The sequence below is a fragment of the Enterococcus sp. 9D6_DIV0238 genome, assembly GCF_002174455.2.
Classification (GTDB): Bacteria; Bacillota; Bacilli; order Lactobacillales; family Enterococcaceae; genus Enterococcus_L; species Enterococcus_L dunnyi.
This window is the reverse complement of sequence record NZ_CP147246.1, coordinates 3,044,035-3,063,930: the sequence shown is the minus strand read 5'-3', so window position 1 is coordinate 3,063,930 and position 19,896 is coordinate 3,044,035. Positions and strand designations below refer to the sequence as shown.

The window sequence follows — 19,896 nt, the reverse complement described above, 5'->3', positions numbered from 1 at the left end:
CAATATTCGGTTAATATGCACAAACCATTCTTGAATCTGGATACGCTATCATTTACAATAGAGATATTCTCATTATTGTATATTCTAGGAGGCAATTGATTGACTACTTTAGAAGATTTATTGAAAATACCACGTTTTTCTGATTTAAAACTATTGACACATCCAGCACAGATAAATACTATCGTAGAAAGTATTGAAATATCGGAAACGCCTGACGTGGCTAACTTTATCCCTAAACGAATTTTTCTACTAACCACTGCGATGGTGTATAAAGACAATCAGCAAGCACTCATTTCCTTGATCGATTCTTTAAAAGAACAAGAAGCTGCAGGAATCGGAATCAAAGTGGGGCGTTTTATCGAAACGATCGATCCTGAGGTCGTTGCTTATGCAAATAAAATCAAATTCCCAATCGTTCAGGTTCCTAGCACACAGCCTTTAGGCGCCCTGTTGCACCAACTTTTGAATTATTTGTGGGATACAAAAACAGAACAACTGAGTTATGCGTTAGACATCCAAAAACGTTTTTCAGACTTACTGATCCATGATGTCAGTATCGCACGATTCATTGCTGACTTTGGAAAGATGATCAACACACCGGTGATTTTACTGAGCCCTTATCGTAAAGTAATTGCACACTCTAAGCACTTTACCCAAACGTCTAAACCTGCTGAATATTACGTTGAACAATTAGTTGAAAAATACAAATCTTGGAACGAAGATAGTCATGCTTCATTTATTATCGATGACTTAAATCAACTCCCTCTTCAAATTGCAGGCTTTTCGGTAACAGTGAACACCTATTTTCCGCATTATTTATTGATTTTAAACCCAGAACAAGTTCCTTACCCAATGTCTGAATTTGCAGTGGAGCAAGCTTGCTTGGTGCTGTCTTTCATGCTGTACAAAAATCAAAAAGTCCAAGAATCACTTGAGCTTTTGAAAAGTGATTTTTTAGGTCAGCTGATCGAACATCAGCAAACACCTCACCAGGTACAACGTGACTGGCTTGATTTAGGTGCTAATTACGGACTGAAGAAAAGTACGCAATACCAAATCGTGTATGCCGTCTGTAGTCAAACGACCACAACCGCAACAAAAATCAAGTACCAGCAGGAAGAAAGTGATGTTGCTTTTCAATGGCTTCAAGAAAGTTTACCGCACAGAGTAAAATACACAAGTATTTTCAAAGTAAAAAATACGAATCATCTTGCTATTCTGATCCAAAGTAAAGTCAATGACTTGGAGCAGATCTTACAGGAGATTTCGCTTGAACTCTCTGATAAATTACCGATCACACTTACTTTTTCTTTAGGAAATCTATATGAAACGGCTGAGCAAATCGCCAGCTCATTTATTGAAGCAAAAACCGCTTATGAAGAAACTTTAGCGATGACGGAGACACCTTTGATCCATCGCTATCACCCTAAAGGAATGAAGAGTCTTTTTGAAAAAATGAGTGCCGAGGACATTCATTATTTCTGCGAAACGACTTTGAAAGAGCTCGCTTATCCAACCGAAGATTCCTTTATCGAGCTCAGAAAAACGCTCAAATGTTACTTAAGTTTTCAATGTGAGATTTCTAAAACAGCCAAGGAAATGTACCTACACCGAAATACAATCAAATATAGGATCGATCACTGTGCTAAATTATTAGGCAAAAATATTCAAGACCCTATCAACAGCCTAAACTTACGCCTGGCATTAGAATTATCCGAACGTTCAAATCAACATTAAAAAAAGAAGTTGACCTATCAGAAAGATTCGGTCAACTTCTTTTTTTAGCCTGTGATTCTTGTTCCTGCTTGTCCTGATAAAGCTAAGTCTGCCTCTTCTAATGAACAAATGATCGCTGTTTTTCCCTGTTTAGCAAATGCAATCGCAGCTTCCATTTTCGGACCCATACTGCCATCAGCAAAATGTCCTTCATCCATATACTGCTGAGCTTGACTGACAGAAATCGTTTCAAGCTTCTCTTGGTTCTCTTTACCGTAATTGATATAAACATTGCTTACATCGGTCAACATCATGAATGTATCTGCATCGATTTGCTCGGCTAATTTTTTACCCGTACGATCTTTATCGATCACAGCTTCGATTCCTTTCAGTAAACCATTTTGACAGCGGACCACAGGAATCCCTCCGCCTCCTCCGGCAATCACGATCGTATTTTGATTTAATAACTTAACGATAGCGTCTACGCCATGAATCGCTTTGGGCTGCGGTGATGGCACAACACGACGATAGCCTCGACCAGCATCTTCCATCATGACCCAACCCTTTTCTTTTTCCATCTTTTTGGCTTCTATTTCAGAATAGAAAATGCCAATTGGTTTATTTGGCTGCTCAAAGGCCTCATCTTTTGCTGAAACTTCTGTTTGTGTCAAAAGAGTAACGACATTACTTGTCAAACCTTTTATTTCCAAAGAATTTTTCAAGCTTTGCTCCAACATATATCCGATAAACCCTTGAGATTCAGCATTACAAACATCTAACGGGAATGGCGGAACAACATCTTTGGCTTCTTCATTTTGTCTTAAAATATTTCCTACTTGCGGACCATTTCCATGGGTCAACACAATTTGATAGTCTAATTCTTCTATTTTAGCAATCAATTCTGCACTAAGCTTTACGTTTTCTAATTGTACATCTAATGTTGCTTCTTGATTTGGTTTTAAGATCGCGTTACCTCCAAGTGCGATCACGACACGATTTGCCATCTTTCTTCCTCCATTTTCTTGATTGTCATTTTACTAAACGAGATTGAACATTTAGGCATAACAAATAACGCTTGCTAAAGCTGCCTCCTTTTCAACAACAATAGTAAGTGGTCTAAGTTGATCTATCTTTTTCATTAGAAGAGGTCGGGACAGAAGTGTTTAGCTCCTAGAAATAAAAGGAGTAGCTTCTGTTCCCACCGTTCATTTGTTTTTAAAGGGACTGGATTGTAACTTGTAGAGTTATGTCCCAGTCTCTTCTAAATGGATTATTCTGTAAAACCTAACTTCTTCGCATAAGCTAAGACAGCTTTTTCAAAACAATCAATTGGCGGTGTGACTGTTCCTGCACCAATTTGACCTAAGCCAGCTTTTTTGTTAGCAATTCCTGTATTGATCACAGGAAGTATTCCTGTTTCGACAACTTTTCTAGCATCGATTCCTAAACAGATGCCTTTGAAATCCCAAGTTGGAACAGGGAAATTCGGATTCGTGTCGATACAAATCTCTGTCATTTCATCACTTGTATTCAACGCATCATAAAAGCCGCCTGAACCGACAAAACGAGTTACTGCCGGTGCTGCAATCATTGCCATGCCCCCAACGCCGAAGGTTTCCGTTATCGCACTATCGCCCATATCTGGTGCCGCATCTGATTCACTGAAACCAGAGAAATATAATCCCTGTGGTGTGTTCACTGGACCTGTAAACCATTCATCACCCATTCCAGCAATTCGAATCCCAAAATCATGTCCATTTCGGCACATAGCTGTGACGATCGTTCCTTCTTGGATTTGTCTAGCTCCATCCATCACCGCTTTTGCCGAAGCCATCATCACATTTAAGAAGAACTGATCTGTATCAGCTAAAAACTGAACAACTTCTTCGCGTTTCACTTGATCGATATCTGTTAAACCAACAATGATCGGCGCCATTTCTTTTAAGAAAGCCAATGAAGCTGCAATATTTCGTTGATGAAATTCATCTCCCATAGCGATTGCTTTTGCTATTAAAACGTTGATATTCAAACCATCTTCTTTTGTTTTCAAGGCTGCACTCAAGACAGGTGCCAACGTGTCTCTCATCCATCTTAAACGAGTGATCACTTCATCTGAATAGGCACCAAAACGTAATACAGCACCGATTCCTTCATTCATTGTACAGAATGCGCGATTACCGTCTGTTTTGTTTTCAACGACTAATACCGCCATATTCGCAGATGTGATACCGCCCATTGGACCTACAGCATTTACATGATGACAAGGAATCAACTTCACTTCCCCTGATTCCAGCATTTCTCTAGCTTCTTCTTCAGTATCGCACCATTCTTCAAATAGGGCAGCGCCAACGCAAGCGCCTTGAATAGGGTCGACCATCTTATCATAAGTAATTGGCGGTCCAGCATGTAGCAAGACTTTTCCTTCATTTAATTCTTTGATCACTGATTTTGCCGGAACTACATCTAATAAAAAAGGAGAACCGGCAACGATTTTAGCTGCAACTGCCTGATTTGCTTCATCGATTGTTTTATATGACATTTTTTGTTAGCCTCCATTAAAGCTGAACAAGCTGTATTTCTTTTAATAGCTTGAATAGCTTGATAATCTTATTTGCCTAATTCTACTTTTTTTAGAAATTGTAATGCTTTTTGTAGTGTGATATTTCCACCTGCAATTGGTTGCCAATCATATTGAACGACTTTACCGCCATGATTTGTGATTGCTTCAGAAAAACTACGTAAGCCAATATTGATAAATCCTTGATTTGTCAATAACGCCAACATTGCTTCAGATGGTGCTATCGAAACAGGAGTCACTGCTGACTGCGGTAAAACTTCTTTTACTTCTACTGTCAGCGGGTGTTCTAAAATTGCTAGCGCCATGCGAACCGCTTGAGCATTACTATCACAAAGTATCACTCCAGCTTCTTTCATGATCGTTTCTTGTTCATGAATATCTTGAGTATCTTCGTCAGTGCCGACAACTGTACCGATGACAAACAATTCTCTTCCCTGATTTTTTGCTTGTACTTTTAATTCTTTGATCGTAGGAGCAAGTTCTTGTGCCATATTTGCATGGGAACCATAACCTAGTACAACATCTAACAAAATAATAGCTGTTTCAGGATCTTTTCCTACTTCTTCCAGCATTTCTTTACGTTTTGTTGGATCGATCATTGGATGCGGTTTCCCTTGAGTATAAATATCATCACCTAGATCGATGATTTCGTGCCCTTGATTTTTCAAAATGAAACCTTCTGGTGCATGTTCTCCCTCTGATAAGTGTAAACCTTCTTTAATGAGCATCGCTGCTTCATAAGCCAGTGTACCGCCGGAGTATAAACCTTTCACATATTTTTGTTCAGGTTTCAGCGTATGTGCTGGTACATTCAAGCTTTCTTTTCTTGGTGTAACAGCTTCTTTATTCAACAGTTGAACGGCGATTTGAGCAGCTTCTTCAAGTGTATATGCACGGTAGAGATTTTCTTCATGTGCATCTGGTTTCTCTCCTAGGAAAATCGTCACTGCAGGCTTAGAGATACTTCTTAAAAGGTTCAGCACTTCATCGCGAACTTGGGGTGCTGGTGGTTTAGAAATCACTACGATCACTTCTGTATTAGGATCTTTCTCCAACGTCATGATACTGTCTTTAAGCGTGATACCACCAATTTCCTCTTTTAAATCGCGACCTCCTGTACCAATTGCATTCGTCACACCACCGCCTAATTTATGGATAATCGTTGTTACTTCTTGAATACCTGTACCTGAAGCACCAACAACACCGATTTTTCCTTTACGTACAGCATTAGTGAAAGCTACAGGAATACCGTTAATGATACCCGTACCGCAATCTGGTCCCATTAGTAAAAGTCCAGCTTCATGCGCTTTTTCTTTCAAGCGTTTCTCATCTTCGATCGCTACATTATCACTAAAACAAAAAACATGTTTTCCTTCATCTAACGCTCGTTCGATTTCAAGTGCTGCATGTGTTCCAGGAATAGAGAATACAGCTACGCCAGCTTCTTTTCCTAACTCAAAAGCTTTGTCCCAAGTTTTGGCAACTTCTTCTCCAGCGCCATCTCCGCCGCCTTTTGTTTGCTCTTCTAAAAATACATTGATCTCTGATAATACCTGATCGATCAACGAATCATCTTCGATATCTAAAACAATCACCATATCATTTGATGACGCTTTTTCTAATTCATCTGTATATAGACCACCAGTTTTAAAAATATCTTTATTCGCTGGAGTCCCCATCATAACAGAGACATTATGAACACCATCAATCGTATTTAATTTGTTCGTCAATAACATCAATACGATGGAATCCTGATAGCTGTTCGCTTTGATTATAGTATGCAGCATTGAAATTCCTCCATTTGTTTAAAAGTGTAATAGGCTCTCTGATTGAAAAATAGAAAAATATGTCTGTGATGCATTCTGTCACATACAGATTTTATCTTTTTTCTGAAGAGTTAGCCTATGAAACTGGATACGTTTAAAAGTGTAGTGAGCTCGTATAAGCTCTTATCGAAAAAATGTTCAACTCTTTCTTACGAAAGTCTCGTACTGTTCATCATCAGCTCAAATATCTTCGCTGTGATTTTCAGCAAAATTGAAAAGCTATTCAGCAAATTTATTTTTATGATCATAGCGATCATAATGAATATCATCGCTGATCAAATATTGGTAAATATCATCGACGATCTCAATTCCATTTTTTTCATAATTTTTTTCTCGTGCCCGTCCTCGTTCACCAGGATAATTTACTTCTGTAAATCCAGAACTAGGACTGATTTGTTTGATTTCATCCAACATTGCAGAAATATTTTTTTTGAATGTATCTATTCCAATGAAAAATTCTGGATTGATCACAATATGAAGCTGTCCTAATTCACGTCCTTTAGACAAATCATGATACATTGAAGAAACGTGTTTGCCGAATGGTACACCTAATAAAATCCCAGACAGGACATCGACCATCATCATCAAACCGTAACCTTTTGGTCCTGCGATCGGTAATAAAGCATTAACTGCTGTAGAATCCGTTGTTGGATTACCTTTTTCATCGACTGCCCACGAATCTGGAATGGCTTCTTTTTTCGAACGAGCATGCAAAATCTTGCCCCATGCCTGAACAGTCGTTGCCATATCAAACGTGATGATGCGTTCATCACTACTTGGTGCTGCAAAGGCAATCGGATTTGTACCAAAGTAAGGCTCACTTCCGCCAAATGGTACCACCATCGGATCAGATTGACAAACAGATAAAGCAACCATATCTTGTTCTGCCGCTCGTTCCACATAATAAGCGAGGGCTCCACTATGAGAAATATTACGCACACCAACAACTGCTACGCCATTTTCTTTTGCCATTTCAATCGCATGATCCATAGCCAATTTTGCTGCCACAAAACCTGAGCCATTATCACCTTCAAACATTCCACAACTTGGTGCAGTCTGCTCAAAGGAGAAAGCTGGATCGTTTGTAATCCCGCCTTTTGCAATTCTTTCGGAATAATATTCTACACGCATTGCCCCGTGCGAATGAATCCCTCTAGCATCGGCAAAAGTCAACACATCGCTGACGATCGCTGCATGCTCATTTGATAACCCTGCTTTTGCAATTTTGTCTTGGATCAATTGATGTAACTCTGCTTTCGTAACTCTCATAAGTGAATCCCTCCTTTTAATAAAAGCGGAACAAGACGTTCAACCTTGACTGAAAAATAGGAAAAATAAAATGTGGTGTTTTTTACCACAATTTATTTTTATCTTTTTTCCGAAAGGTTGGCTTGTACAGCTGGATAACAGTAAAAGCGAAACAAATCGCCTAATTCTGTAGAAAATTAGGAAATTGACATTGAGACGCTTTCTGTCTCACTGGCAATTTATCTATTTTCCTAAGAATTGATTTGTGTAGCTGGATAACAGTAAAAGCGAAACAAATCGCCTAATTCTGTAGAAAATTAGGAAATTGACATTGAGACGCTTTCTGTCTCACTGGCAATTTATCTATTTTCCTAAGAATTGATTTGTGTAGCTGGATAACAGTAAAAGCGAAACAAATCGCCTAATTCTGTAGAAAATTAGGAAATTGACATTGAGACGCTTTTCGTTTCACTGGCAATTTATCTATTTTCCTAAGAATTGATTTGTGCAGCTAGATAACATTAATAGCGGAACAAATCGCTTAATCCTGTAGAAAATTAGGAAATTGACATTGAGACGCTTTCTGTCTCACTGGCAATTTATCTATTTTCCTAAGAATTGATTTGTGCAGCTGGATAACATTTAAAAGCGGAACAGGCTCGACAAGCTCTGACAGAAAAATAGGAAAAATCGATTGAGACGCTTTTTGTCTCACTCTATTTTTATCTTTTTTCCGAAGAGCTAGTCTGTGTAGCTGGATAACATTAATATTTAACACTTTCTTGTGAAAGTCCTTTTACTTTTTTACATTAGTTCAATCTAATTATTTCTTTTCGCCAAAAGCGTTCGTATTTTCATACCGATCATAATGCAGCGTATCACTTTTCAGATAATCATAAATATCTTTGACAATCTCAATACCATCCGCCATTGATTTTTCATAATTGATTTGATTGATTTCACCTGGATAATAGACCTGATCAAAACCATCAGCTGCTGGAATCTCATGAAGCTCTTCCACCATCTCATTCACAGAATTCTTAAACATATCTAGATCTGTGAAACATCTTGGATCGACCAAAATATACATTTGACCAACATCGCGGCCTTTAGTGATGTCATCATACATCGATGATACATGTTTCCCAAATGGTAAGCCTAAAAGCATACCGGATAAGATATCCACCATCATCATCAGTCCATATCCTTTTGGTCCTGCGATCGGTAATAGACCATTTACTTTATGCGGATTTGTTGTAGGTTTTCCATCTTTGTCGACTGCCCAAGTATCGGGAATGTCTTTATTTTTAGAACGAGCATCTAATACTTTTCCCCATGCCTGAACTGTTGTTGCCATATCAAAAACGACCGGCTCATGATCTTTTCTAGGAGCAGCAAATGCAATCGGATTCGTACCAAAATAGTTTTCTTTCCCGCCAAATGGTACGACCATTGGATCAGACTGACACATTGCGATCGCAACTAAATCGTGTTGTGCAGCTTTTTTCACGTAATAAGAAAGTGCACCACTATGACTGATTTTAGAAATACCGACAACAGCTACGCCGGATTTTTTCGCCATATCGATCGCATAGCCAAGACCGACATCCGCTACGTATTGTCCAGCTCCATTTTTTCCGTGGACGATCCCTGAGCTTGGTCCAGTTTCTTCAAATTCAATTTTTGGATCAAGGGTTACACCGCCTTTGTCGATTTGTTCTGCGTAATACTCCACTCTAACGGCGCCATGTGAATGGATACCGCAAGCATCTGCAAATACCAAGTGTGTCGCCACTTCCTCTGCATGCTCTGATTTCAGACCTGCTTTTTCTAATTTATTTTCAATCAATGCATGCAATTCTTCTGGTTTCACTACAACAGTTTCATTCATTCTTAAACTTCCTCTTCACTAAATTAAATTTCTGGATCACGGTTACAATCTTTTGAATAGACATACATCAAAGGCTCATCACGGCCAACAGCATATGCCGCTTGTTGTACATAAGAACTCATAAAGATGTAATCCCCTTTTTCGACCGGCATCCATTCATTATCCAAATTGTACATGCCTTGTCCTGAAAGTAAGTACGCTCCGTGTTCTTGGTAATGTGTTTCGATATACCCATGGCTAGCCCCAGGTTCAAATGAAAGGATGTGGAAATTCATGTCGAAACCTAAATCTTTCGGTAAGAAGTCCCATAATAAAACATCTTTCATTCCTTCATATTCAATCGGTTCAATGTCATTGACATTTCCAACAACTTTATGTGCTTCATAGCCTTCTAATGGTTGATACCGTTTTTTGTACAAGAAAATCTCCGTATCAGCATCTTGACCATTCTCTAAATACATCAATGTGCTTGCTGGTAAATAAACATAGCCGCCTTTAGTTACTTCATGAGTTTCAGTGCCATCGCTGACTTTTAGGACACCATCGATCACGTAGACGATCGTCTCGATTCCTTCACCGCCAAAACCACGTTCATTTTTACCATCTTTATGAAGGGTAATGATGTAATCGACAAAATTTGCGCCTAATTGTTTTGAGCCTAAAATCGAACAATCACAATTTTCAAAACCTGGAATCACATTGTTCACTAATCCATCATGAGGAATTAGTGCGTAATTATTTTTTTTGATGACTGCTCTTGAAGATAATAAACCGTCAAGATAGCCTGTTTGATTATTTTTGTACCCCATTTTATTTTGCCTACTTTCTTATTTATATGCTAATTCGTACAACGTGCTTGCTAATACTTTTACGCCATTGACTAAATCATCGATGTCTGTCGCTTCTGCTGGATTATGACTGATCCCATTGATACTTGGAACAAAAATCATGGCAGTTGGAAAATTAGGAGCGATGATTTGAGAATCGTGACCGGCACCACTGTGCATGACTTTATACTCCATATGTTCCGCTTTAGCAGCTGCTTCGATCGCTGTTACGATTTCTTGATCCATTGGTACTGGCGCTTCATCCATCCACAAATCGATATCGATTTCTAATTCATGCTCCGCAGCGATTTTTCTCATCAACGCCTCGATTTCTTGCGTAAATGCATGCAACTCGCCACTGTCCGTATGACGACAATCCATCGTGAATAAGACTTCACCAGGAACAACGTTCACTGTATTTGGTTTTGGTTCGACTTTTCCGAAAGTCAACACTAAAGGATCACCGACCTCAAGCGCACGATCGATTGCTTGTGAACAAATTTTGGCAAAACCGTAGACTGCATCTTTACGGTAGCCCATTGGTGTTGTTCCAGCATGGTTTGCTTCACCTTTTAAGACGATCGTATATCTTCTTTGTCCGGCAATATTATTGACGACACCAATTTGAAGATTTTCTTTTTCAAGAACTGTTCCTTGCTCGATGTGGATTTCTACAAATGCTTTGATATCATTGCGCACAGCTTTTGTTTCATCTCTAAAGTCAAAGCCATGGCGGTGCATCTCCTCCACAAATTTCAAGCCTTCAAAATCAGCGATGTCTACGACGTCTTCTTTCTTCGCCTCACCAACAAAGTTTTTACTGCCCCAGAAAACTGTCGGGAAACGACTGCCTTCTTCTTCTGCCATCGAAATGACTTCTAATGAACGTTTTGGCTTTCCGTGTGTTTCTAACAAATACTGGATCGCTACATAGGCTGCGATCACACCGAACTGACCATCTAAGTTTCCTCCATTTACAACGGTGTCTATATGTGATCCTGATAGAACCGTTTCTTCTGGAAACTCTGTTCCTTCTATTCTGCCAAAGAGGTTCCCGATCTCATCAAATGAAGCGGTCAGACCGATTGCTTCTAATTTTTCTTTTACAGATGTTTGTGCTGCCAACCATGAATCAGAATATAACAAGCGTGTCATTCCGCCGGTTGGATCATTGCCGATACTAGATAAGTGATCGATATTTTCTTGTAACACTTTCTTTAAATCCATTTGATACATCTCCCTCTTTTGTTATCATATTCATTGTAAGCGGTTCCTGATTTTCACACACTATCCAACCTTCACAAATTAACTCTTATCTTTGTGCGCATTAAACATAAATATTGGGTTTACTTGGGTTAAAATAGAAATAAGTTCGTGAAACTATTTAAAATTACGGAGGAATTCTCATGCTAAAACAAGAATTTTGCTATGCTCAATTAGACGATCTACTGTTATCTTTGACCTTTTATTCTGATGAAAACACAACTGAAAGTAAAGCCACACTACTCTATTTCCATGGTGGTGGTCTAGTTTACGGTGAACGGGATGATCTACCTAATTCTTATTGTGAACTACTTGTAGAAAATGGCTACAATCTATTGACTGTCGATTACCCGTTAGCACCAGAATGTAAACTTGCTGAGATCGACTCTTATCTTCAAAAAGCGATCGATTGGTTTTTGGCTAATCATCAAACTACATTGGGATTATCTAACGCTGATTATTTTTTATTTGGGCGATCTGCTGGCGGCTATTTGGCTTACTTACTCTCTTCAAAATACCAAAAAACCGAACAAAAAGGAATGATCAGCTTCTATGGGTACTACGATTTGACTGATCCTCGTTTTAGCCAGCCTAGTAGTTATTATAACCAGTTTGCTAAAGTAGCACCACTAGCAGCACAAGCGTTGATCTCTCCTAAACCCAAAGCAACCATATCGATCAACGAACGTTTTTCTCTTTACTTATCAGGTAGACAATTTGGAAATTGGTTAAATTGTTTAGTGAAAACTCCTAGTGAAAAAAATACTTTTAGCTTATCTGAAACAGACTTAGCAAGCTTACCACCGGCTTTCTTAACTCATAGCTCTGGTGATCAGGATGTACCTGTTGAAATATCTAGAAAAGCAGCTACTCTTATCCCAGCAGTGACTTATGAAGAAGTTTCAGATTTGCCACATGATTTTGATCGTGACCTAAACAACGGAGAAGGGTTGCGTATTTATCAACTATTGATCGGTTGGTTAGATCAAATTACCTCAAAATGATGATTTTCAGTAAAACAAAAAAGGCATTCCTCATGAAAAGGAATGCCTTTTTTAGTTGAATTATTTTTCTGTTGCTGTTTCAGTAATAACTTCTACTGCTTTTTTCATGCGAATATCATGTTTCAACATATCTTCTGTTAAGACACGTTTTACTTGATCGATCGGCATGTTATATTGTTCTGAAAGATCTTTGATTTCGTTTTCGATCTCTTCTTCAGTAATTTCGATATCTTCAGCTGCAGCGATCGCTTCGATCACAAGGTTTGTTTTCGTACGAACTTCTGCTTCTGCTTCAAATTGTTTGTGCAAGTCAGCTTCTGTTGTACCAGTTAATTGATAGTACATATCAGGCGCGATTCCTTGACGTTGCATGTTGTTCAAGAATTCATCCATTGAACGGTGTACTTCATCATGTACCATGACATGTGGAAGATCAACGATCTCAGCATTATCAACTGCTTGACGGATTGCTGCTTCGTCTTTAGCTTCTGTTGCTGCAGCTTCTTTAGATTCTGTTAATTCTTTACGGTATTTTTCTTTTAATTCGTCTAATGATTCAACTGAATCATCAACGTCTTTCGCAAATTCATCATCCAATTCTGGTAATTCTTTTGCTTTTACTTCGTGTACTTTCACTTGGAAAACAGCTTCTTGACCCGCTAAGTCTTCCGCTTGATAATCTTCTGGGAAAGTTACTTTTACTTCAACTTCTTCGCCAGCTTTTTTACCAACTAATTGGTCTTCAAAGCCTGGAATGAATGAATTAGAACCTAATTCTAGAGAGTAGTTTTCACCTTTGCCGCCTTCAAAAGCAACGCCGTCTTTGAAGCCTTCAAAGTCGATGACAACTGTGTCACCTTCAACAGCAGCTTCGTCTTCTTTGATCACTAATTCTGCTTGTGCTTCTAATTCGCGTTGGATGCGAGCATCTACGTCTTCATCCGTTACTTCACGGTCTTGTTTTTCAACTGTTAAGTTTTTGTATTCGCCTAATTTTACTTCAGGTTTTACTGTTACTTCTGCAGTTACGACCCAGTCTTCGCCTTTGTTCATGCTTTCAACGTCGATTTTTGGTTGTGATACTGGATCGATCCCAGCTTCTTTCACAGCTGCTTCGTAAACTTCTGGTAATACAGCGTTCAAAGCATCTTCATACAATGCTTCTTCACCGTACATACGGTTAAATACTTGACGTGACACTTTCCCTTTACGGAATCCTGGAACGTTAAGATTTTTTTTGACTTTATCAAATGCTTGTTTCAAGCCTTTTTCAATTAAAGTTTGATCAACTGAAAAAGTTAACACACCATCGTTGGTGCCTTTTTTTTCCCATTTCGCAGACATTTGTTTCCCTCCGAATAACTTAATTTTATACATGAATTGATGTTATGCATACCTTTAAATAGTACACTATAGCTAGTTAAATGTAAACATTTTAGGCGGGAAGAAGCGAAAATATTCACGGATTTTTATATTTTTTCTCTCATAGATTATTTTTTTTAGCTTTAGCGTTCTTGAGAGCTGTAGCTAGACACCCTAGCAAATAAACACCAAGTAAAACAGAGATGATCAATCTGATTGGTTTAAACATAGCGATAGCTGCTAAAAAAATAAGTAAAATAGTAAAGCTAAACGGATTTTTATAGGACTGAACTTCCTTTTTTTCGGCAATCGCGCGTGCTTTTTCAATCGTTGGCCGACTCCCGTCTATAACTAGCTCTGTTCGATCCATTCCAGTGATCAATACTTGGTAATTTTTTCCTTTATATTTGTAAAAAACTTGCCAAAATGGGACATAAAGATAATCGGAAGCCATTTCATATTTTAATGAATCAATGTTCAACTCTTTTACCTCACTGCTCGATAGCTTGGATTTAGCTAGCTTCTTTGCAGAAATCGGAATATGTTTTTTTACTATTCTTGTGACCGCTTCGACACTTTTAGATGACACAGGCAAGTATGAATCATTTTCCCGCTCTTCATTTTTGAGCGCTCTCGCTCTTTCCATGAATTTTTTGCACTCAACTTTTTTTGCAAAACTTTGAACTTCTAAAGAAAGCTCTGTTGTGATCAGATAACTCTTGATCGAAGAACTTTCAAAATGATCCTGTACGGTTTGCCATTCCATCACTTTTCTTTTTTTCTCAACACCATTTATCTCAACGTATGGTCCCCACGCTTCTTGACCGATATCCGCACTAAATATTGCCTGATATTTAATAGTCGCGATCATATAAGGAACATATAACGGCTTTATCTCTATACTTTCTATTTCTCCTTGAGATAAATCATTCTTAGCCAACCATTCATAAAAAGCCGTTTTGGCCTGATCTTGTGAAACCTCTAAATCCAGGTTTTCTTGTTTCCCAAAAAAGGCTTTGTCTAAGCCCATTTGATCATTCAAAGAGAACGTAGACTGACAATAGGCACACTTGAATCCCCCCATGTAGTGATCAAGATAAGAGCCGCAATTTGAACACAGAAATGCTTGTTGATCACTGTTTTCCTGCTGCGGCATCATGCAGTAAGAACATCTTTGCGCATTAGGATCACCCATGGGCGCGCCGCAGGTCTTACATTTATTTTGAATCAGATGTGCGTTTTCCATTTTTTCCTCCGATTGAAATGAGTCATAGTTTTCAGTTAAAGAAAGACATTTTTTGTCCTCTCTGTATCAAATGATTTGTAGTGCTTTCAATGGAACAAAAGTATCGGTGATAAAAATTTCAGTCCCATTTTAGATATGTAAAGTCATTCATATTATAGACAACAAATCCCTAATCATCAACAAGCTCTTTCTTTAAATACTAAATGTATTCTTCTAGCAACTAAAATGACCATGTCTTTTGTCGCTAAATAATCCGTTACGCAGCAGTACTTTCTATCAAAAATAGCAACATAGCGTAACTAATTAAAGCACCATGTTGCTTTCTATTTATACCAACATAAACAATCAACTGTGTTTTTTATTTATCACAATTCATATTCCATGCAAATCGATGTCTCCATCTCTTCATAAGGCGGGAAATTTGGAATTCTCGTAAAGCCATATTTTTCATAAAATTTGATTGCACCAAAAAAATAAATATCCGTTTCCAAAATCAACCTCTGAAACCCCTGTTTCTTCGCTTCATCAGCCAAAATATCTATCAATTGCCAAGAAATCTTCTTTGAACGATATTCATTTTTGACAAATACTCGTTTAACCTCTGCATGATTTTGATCAAATCTTTTAAGTGATGCGCAACCGATAGGCTGCTCTTGATCATAGGCTATAAATACCAATTGATTTTTAAGAGGCTCATTAAAAAGAGAGTAAGCTTCTTTATCTTTTTCATTGTAGCTTTGATGATCTAAGTCTTCATCCAACAATCGACATAGATAAAGAAAATGTTCGTCTTCTGAGTTTGTCTTAACAATTTTGATTTCTGTAGTATGTTTTGTCATATCATTTTCCTTTCTATCACATTCTTAAAATTTCTTATTCCTAATAACTTCTTTAAAACATTTGTTAATCCAGTTTACTACTTATAAATGTTGAAATCTATTGATAATTTTTTTACCTTCAAATTTGTTTGATTCATACGATTTACTATTTTCCTCACCATACATATATCAAAATACGTACTAAAGACTATAATATGCAAAAAAAGACAGGGACAGCCCTGTCTTTAAATAAATATCAAAATCAGAAATAAGCTACATACTTTATCATTTATAGCTCTCAACTTATTGCTTTGATTTAAACTATTCTGTGATATTTTCGTACGTACTAGAAAAAATAGATTTTAAAATAGGATTATTGCTTTTAGTCGCCAACATATTTGTCGGTAAAAATGGACATACAGAAACGAACGTTGCTAATGTCATAAACAAGAAAATAAACAATGGTGAACTGCTACTCATAATAGTAGGTGCTGAATAACTATCAGAATATTGATAAAGCATACTTGTGATCGAGCTTAAAAATGATGAATAAAAACTCAAAACAAATGTAAGATATAATCCGTAATAAAGGACCATCAATGCAAGTATCGCTTTGCTCTTTAACCCTACGTCTCTTAATCTTCTCACTGTCAGTGCCAACATGGGCACAACTAATGCCAGAGAAAAAATGACAATGATAAATAATAGAACTGGACTCACAGATGACTCATAATAAGATCGACTGGCAGAATTAGTGCTTATGATGATAAATAGAACAACATAAATAATAGCAATACACAAATTCGCCCACCAAAAACCTGCACGAGTTGAGCGCCCTCTAAAATCAGCATAGCCTTTCCAAAAATCTTTTACTGCTTGGGGAAATGAAACTTTCCCTGTTTCTTCAATAGTTTTCATAAAATACTCCTTTCTTCATTACAATAGTTTACATTGTGTCAGTATTTTTTTCAAGTAATTTTTGTACTGTTCTGAAAAAGGAGTAAAAAAGATTTATGGTTAACGGTGCAATGATCCTCGTCAATGAAACCATTATTTAAACTCATCAAATAACGCTTTTCATTCAACTAGAATTGTCTAATTAAGTGCAACGTTTTTTTCATTTGATATAAGTTTAAAATTTTTCAATTACTTTTTCTTATTGTATACACAGTTTTTATATTACTATTTATTTGGCTTAAGAAATTCCATAGTCATTTTGTATTAGTCATATGAAGTGATTTTTAAATCTTTAAAGAAACCTTGTGTACCAATATCCACAAACAGACCAATTGAACCTCTTGCTTCAGAACCTAATATTAAATTATTTACAATAAGAGTTGGTGTTTCTTCGTCATTCACATAGAAATTTGCGGTTTGATCCTCAATGACAGCTTTTATTGTAATCCATTCATCAAGACCTATATCAGCTGAAGATTCAAAATCTGTAATTCCTCGCTCTCTAAAATAATCAAAAGTGTAATTGGGATAGGAAAAATATTGTGTTCCTCTGTTTTTTCTAATAGGATCAGACACTCTTCCATTTGTGGGTCTGATATAAAATGATTCAAAGGAAGAATCATCCTTATTAATTCGAAAGGCAATTCCTATGAACCCTCTTGCGAAATCAGGTGCATCTGGTAATAACCTACTTAGAACTTTTACTTCAATTACTCCGTTGTGAAATGAAATGTCTTCTACTTTACAATAAGTATTCTCATCGAATTCCATTATTTTTTCACTTTTGATTACCTGCAAGACTGCTTCACCTTCAAATTCTACTAATTTAGAAGTAGTATGAACGGGTGTAAATTCAAATAATTCTATACTCATTTACATCTTCTCCTCATCAAAAACTGTTTAAATCAATATTAAATTAATAGAATCCTTTTGTGAAGTAGGCACAAAAATGTAACCATGATTTATAATTGAGATTTGTAGTATTTTCCCCATTGTCTCATAGATTCGATAACTGGTAAAAATGATTCTCCTAGCGGTGTTAATTGATACTCAACATGAGGAGGAACTTTTTTTAAATCTATCCTATCCACAAGACCATCCTCTATCATTGAACTCAAGCTTTCAGTTAAAACCTTCTGAGAAACACCCGACAAAGAACGTTTAAGTTGTGATGTTCTTTTGGGTCCTGAGATAAGATCTCTAATTATTAAGAGCTTCCATTTACTACCAACTAATTGAACTGTAGTTGCAACGTCACATAAAGGCATTTCTTCTTTTTTTATCATTATATTTCCTTTCAAATTAAATCTATTCTTTTTTAGCTAGACAACTTATATTATACTCTGTCTCTTTCACTTCTTCATATTTTTAACAAAATTTTTGTAAATTTCTCCTCACGGTCACGAAATAAAACTTAATGACTTATCGTAAAATATCTCATATGGGGTTTTCCAATTTAGACATTTTCTTGGTCGGTTATTTAATTTATGAACGACTGAGCGAATATACTCTTCTGAAACTGGAGTCATATCCGTCCGTTTAGGCAAATACTCTCGTATCAGTCCATTTGTATTTTCGTTTGTTCCGCGTTGCCATGGAGACCAAGGGTCTGCAAAGTAACAGTCAATACCACATAATCTGCTGAAGTACTTGTATTTAGCAAATTCCGGTCCTCTATCTGGTGTAATGGTTTTGCGATGGCTTTTGTTTAGAGGTGACAGTAGTTTTACAATCATATCCCTTACACAAATTGAATCATTTTTAGGAATTCTTCCAGCTAATAAAAATCGAGATTTCCGATCAACGAGTGTGACGAGACATGATTTTCCTCGGTGTCCCAAGACAGTATCAGCTTCCCAATGGCCAAGTTCTTCTCTATTTTCAGCTTTTGTTGGCCGTTCATGAATCGTTTTCACATCCGTAAACCGTCCACGACGATCGCCGATTCTCTTAGTCACTGACTTTCTTTCTTTCCGTCTTAACATTTTTCGTGCTCCAGGACTACCTACAGGAAATCCATCATCAAATAGACCATTGTAAATAGATCGATAAATCGTCGGGTAACTGACAACCGATTCATTATTCTCTAAGTTAATTCTATTCGATATCTGTTCTGGAGACCATTGATCTTCAAAAAGGAGTTTGCGAATGGTTTCTTTATACGGTGATTGATCCAATATTTTTTTTCGCCCACATCTCTGCTTATTCTTATGATACGATTTTTGCGCTTGAGAAGGTGAATATTCTTTAAACTTAGTAGTATTCCTTTTAAGCTCTCTCATAACAGTAGAAGGGCTTCTTTTGATTAAACGTCCAATTCTACGAATAGTAAAACCAAAACCATGATAGAGAAAGATCATTTCCCGCTCACGTATCGTAAGGTGTGTATATGAAGTCATAGCTAAATACCTCCTAGTCGATATAATTCGTCAACACCATTATAACAGGATTTTCCACCTTCAATTTCTGGTGTTGCACTTAAATTATACATTCTAGAAAGAAAAAAGAATGTATATTCTGACAAGATCACGTTCATACAGCATTCAACTTTCTTCTAGTTTCAAAAAAGAATACAATCGGTATATTTGTTAAGAATAAAAAACTAGAAACACTAAAGGGTGTATTTAATTTTCGCCGTAAAAGTCGAAGCAAATTACCTTACATGGATTTTTATTTTTTTATAAATTTTTTCCCACACAAATAAATATCTCCGTATCCTCATAAGGCGAAATATTAGGAATTCGTGTGATCTCGTATTTTTTATAAAATTTGACTACGACAAAAAATAAATAACTGTTTCCAAAATCTACATCTGAAAGCCTTGTCTTTTTTCTATATAAACTGATCCATCAATTACCATGAAACTTTTTTAACGCTACTCTTTTTGGAGAAAAACTCTTTTGAACTTTACATACTCTTGGTCAAAATTTTTGAGTAAAACACGATTTGCTATTCCTCGTCATACTCCATAGACACTGATTAGTTTTCACGAGATGTATTGAAACGAACATACCCTTCTTTATCTTTTTTCATCGTAGTTATGATGATTTAAATCTTCATCCAATAATTAACACAAATAAATCGAAATGAATTTGATGACGTTTCGAGAATCTTGATTTTTGAATTTTGTTTTCTCATATGATTTTCCTTTCTATTTTTC

General features: G+C 36.9%; 16 protein-coding genes. 2 read left to right on the top strand and 14 right to left on the bottom strand.

Annotation, left to right across the window (positions count from 1 at the left end):
• Window positions 1-99: 99 nt before the first annotated feature.
• Complete coding sequence (locus A5889_RS14435) at window positions 100-1,737, top strand: PucR family transcriptional regulator (protein WP_087639495.1); 1,638 nt, start codon at window positions 100-102, stop codon at window positions 1,735-1,737.
• 44 nt (window positions 1,738-1,781) lie between these two features.
• Here A5889_RS14435 and arcC read toward each other — a convergent pair whose 3' ends face one another.
• The 7 genes from arcC to allC form a co-directional block, all read right to left on the bottom strand.
• On the bottom strand, window positions 1,782-2,720 hold the full coding sequence (arcC, locus tag A5889_RS14430) for a carbamate kinase (protein WP_087639494.1): 939 nt from the start codon (window positions 2,718-2,720) through the stop codon (window positions 1,782-1,784).
• A gap of 266 nt (window positions 2,721-2,986) precedes the next feature.
• Complete coding sequence (locus A5889_RS14425; protein WP_087639493.1) at window positions 2,987-4,255, bottom strand: DUF1116 domain-containing protein; 1,269 nt, start codon at window positions 4,253-4,255, stop codon at window positions 2,987-2,989.
• 68 nt (window positions 4,256-4,323) lie between these two features.
• A complete protein-coding gene (gene fdrA, locus A5889_RS14420) occupies window positions 4,324-6,081 on the bottom strand; it encodes an acyl-CoA synthetase FdrA (protein ID WP_087639492.1) in 1,758 nt (585 codons plus the stop codon).
• Window positions 6,082-6,339: 258 nt separating this feature from the next.
• Window positions 6,340-7,389, bottom strand: coding sequence for an ureidoglycolate dehydrogenase (gene allD / locus A5889_RS14415; protein WP_087639491.1), 1,050 nt, complete (start codon window positions 7,387-7,389; stop codon window positions 6,340-6,342).
• Window positions 7,390-8,191: 802 nt separating this feature from the next.
• On the bottom strand, window positions 8,192-9,259 hold the full coding sequence (gene allD, locus A5889_RS14410; protein ID WP_087639489.1) for an ureidoglycolate dehydrogenase: 1,068 nt from the start codon (window positions 9,257-9,259) through the stop codon (window positions 8,192-8,194).
• A gap of 23 nt (window positions 9,260-9,282) precedes the next feature.
• A complete protein-coding gene (gene allE, locus A5889_RS14405) occupies window positions 9,283-10,068 on the bottom strand; it encodes a (S)-ureidoglycine aminohydrolase (RefSeq protein WP_087639488.1) in 786 nt (261 codons plus the stop codon).
• A gap of 18 nt (window positions 10,069-10,086) precedes the next feature.
• Window positions 10,087-11,313 carry an allantoate deiminase gene (gene allC / locus A5889_RS14400; protein WP_087639487.1) on the bottom strand — a complete coding sequence of 409 codons (1,227 nt, stop codon included), beginning with the start codon at window positions 11,311-11,313 and terminating at the stop codon, window positions 10,087-10,089.
• Window positions 11,314-11,492: 179 nt separating this feature from the next.
• Between allC and A5889_RS14395 the strand changes: the two genes are divergently transcribed.
• Window positions 11,493-12,353, top strand: coding sequence for an alpha/beta hydrolase (locus A5889_RS14395; protein WP_087639486.1), 861 nt, complete (start codon window positions 11,493-11,495; stop codon window positions 12,351-12,353).
• 60 nt (window positions 12,354-12,413) lie between these two features.
• On the opposite strand, the gene tig is transcribed toward A5889_RS14395, so the two are convergent.
• The 7 genes from tig to A5889_RS14360 all read right to left on the bottom strand — a co-directional run bounded on the left by tig (window position 12,414) and on the right by A5889_RS14360 (window position 19,135).
• Complete coding sequence (tig, locus tag A5889_RS14390) at window positions 12,414-13,697, bottom strand: trigger factor (protein ID WP_087639485.1); 1,284 nt, start codon at window positions 13,695-13,697, stop codon at window positions 12,414-12,416.
• Between the two features lie 139 nt (window positions 13,698-13,836).
• Window positions 13,837-14,961, bottom strand: coding sequence for a zinc ribbon domain-containing protein (locus tag A5889_RS14385; protein WP_087639484.1), 1,125 nt, complete (start codon window positions 14,959-14,961; stop codon window positions 13,837-13,839).
• A 365-nt stretch (window positions 14,962-15,326) separates the two neighbouring features.
• Window positions 15,327-15,800 carry a GNAT family N-acetyltransferase gene (locus A5889_RS14380; RefSeq protein WP_087639483.1) on the bottom strand — a complete coding sequence of 158 codons (474 nt, stop codon included), beginning with the start codon at window positions 15,798-15,800 and terminating at the stop codon, window positions 15,327-15,329.
• Between the two features lie 300 nt (window positions 15,801-16,100).
• Window positions 16,101-16,697: a DUF805 domain-containing protein gene (locus tag A5889_RS14375; RefSeq protein WP_207114634.1), complete on the bottom strand. Its 597-nt coding sequence runs from the start codon at window positions 16,695-16,697 to the stop codon at window positions 16,101-16,103.
• A gap of 303 nt (window positions 16,698-17,000) precedes the next feature.
• A complete protein-coding gene (locus A5889_RS14370) occupies window positions 17,001-17,609 on the bottom strand; it encodes a hypothetical protein (RefSeq protein WP_087639482.1) in 609 nt (202 codons plus the stop codon).
• Window positions 17,610-17,698: 89 nt separating this feature from the next.
• Window positions 17,699-18,022, bottom strand: coding sequence for a winged helix-turn-helix transcriptional regulator (locus A5889_RS14365; protein ID WP_087639481.1), 324 nt, complete (start codon window positions 18,020-18,022; stop codon window positions 17,699-17,701).
• A 114-nt stretch (window positions 18,023-18,136) separates the two neighbouring features.
• The gene (locus A5889_RS14360) at window positions 18,137-19,135 is read right to left on the bottom strand and encodes an IS30 family transposase (protein WP_087639480.1); all 999 of its coding nucleotides are present in this window, start codon (window positions 19,133-19,135) and stop codon (window positions 18,137-18,139) included.
• Window positions 19,136-19,896 lie beyond the last annotated feature (761 nt).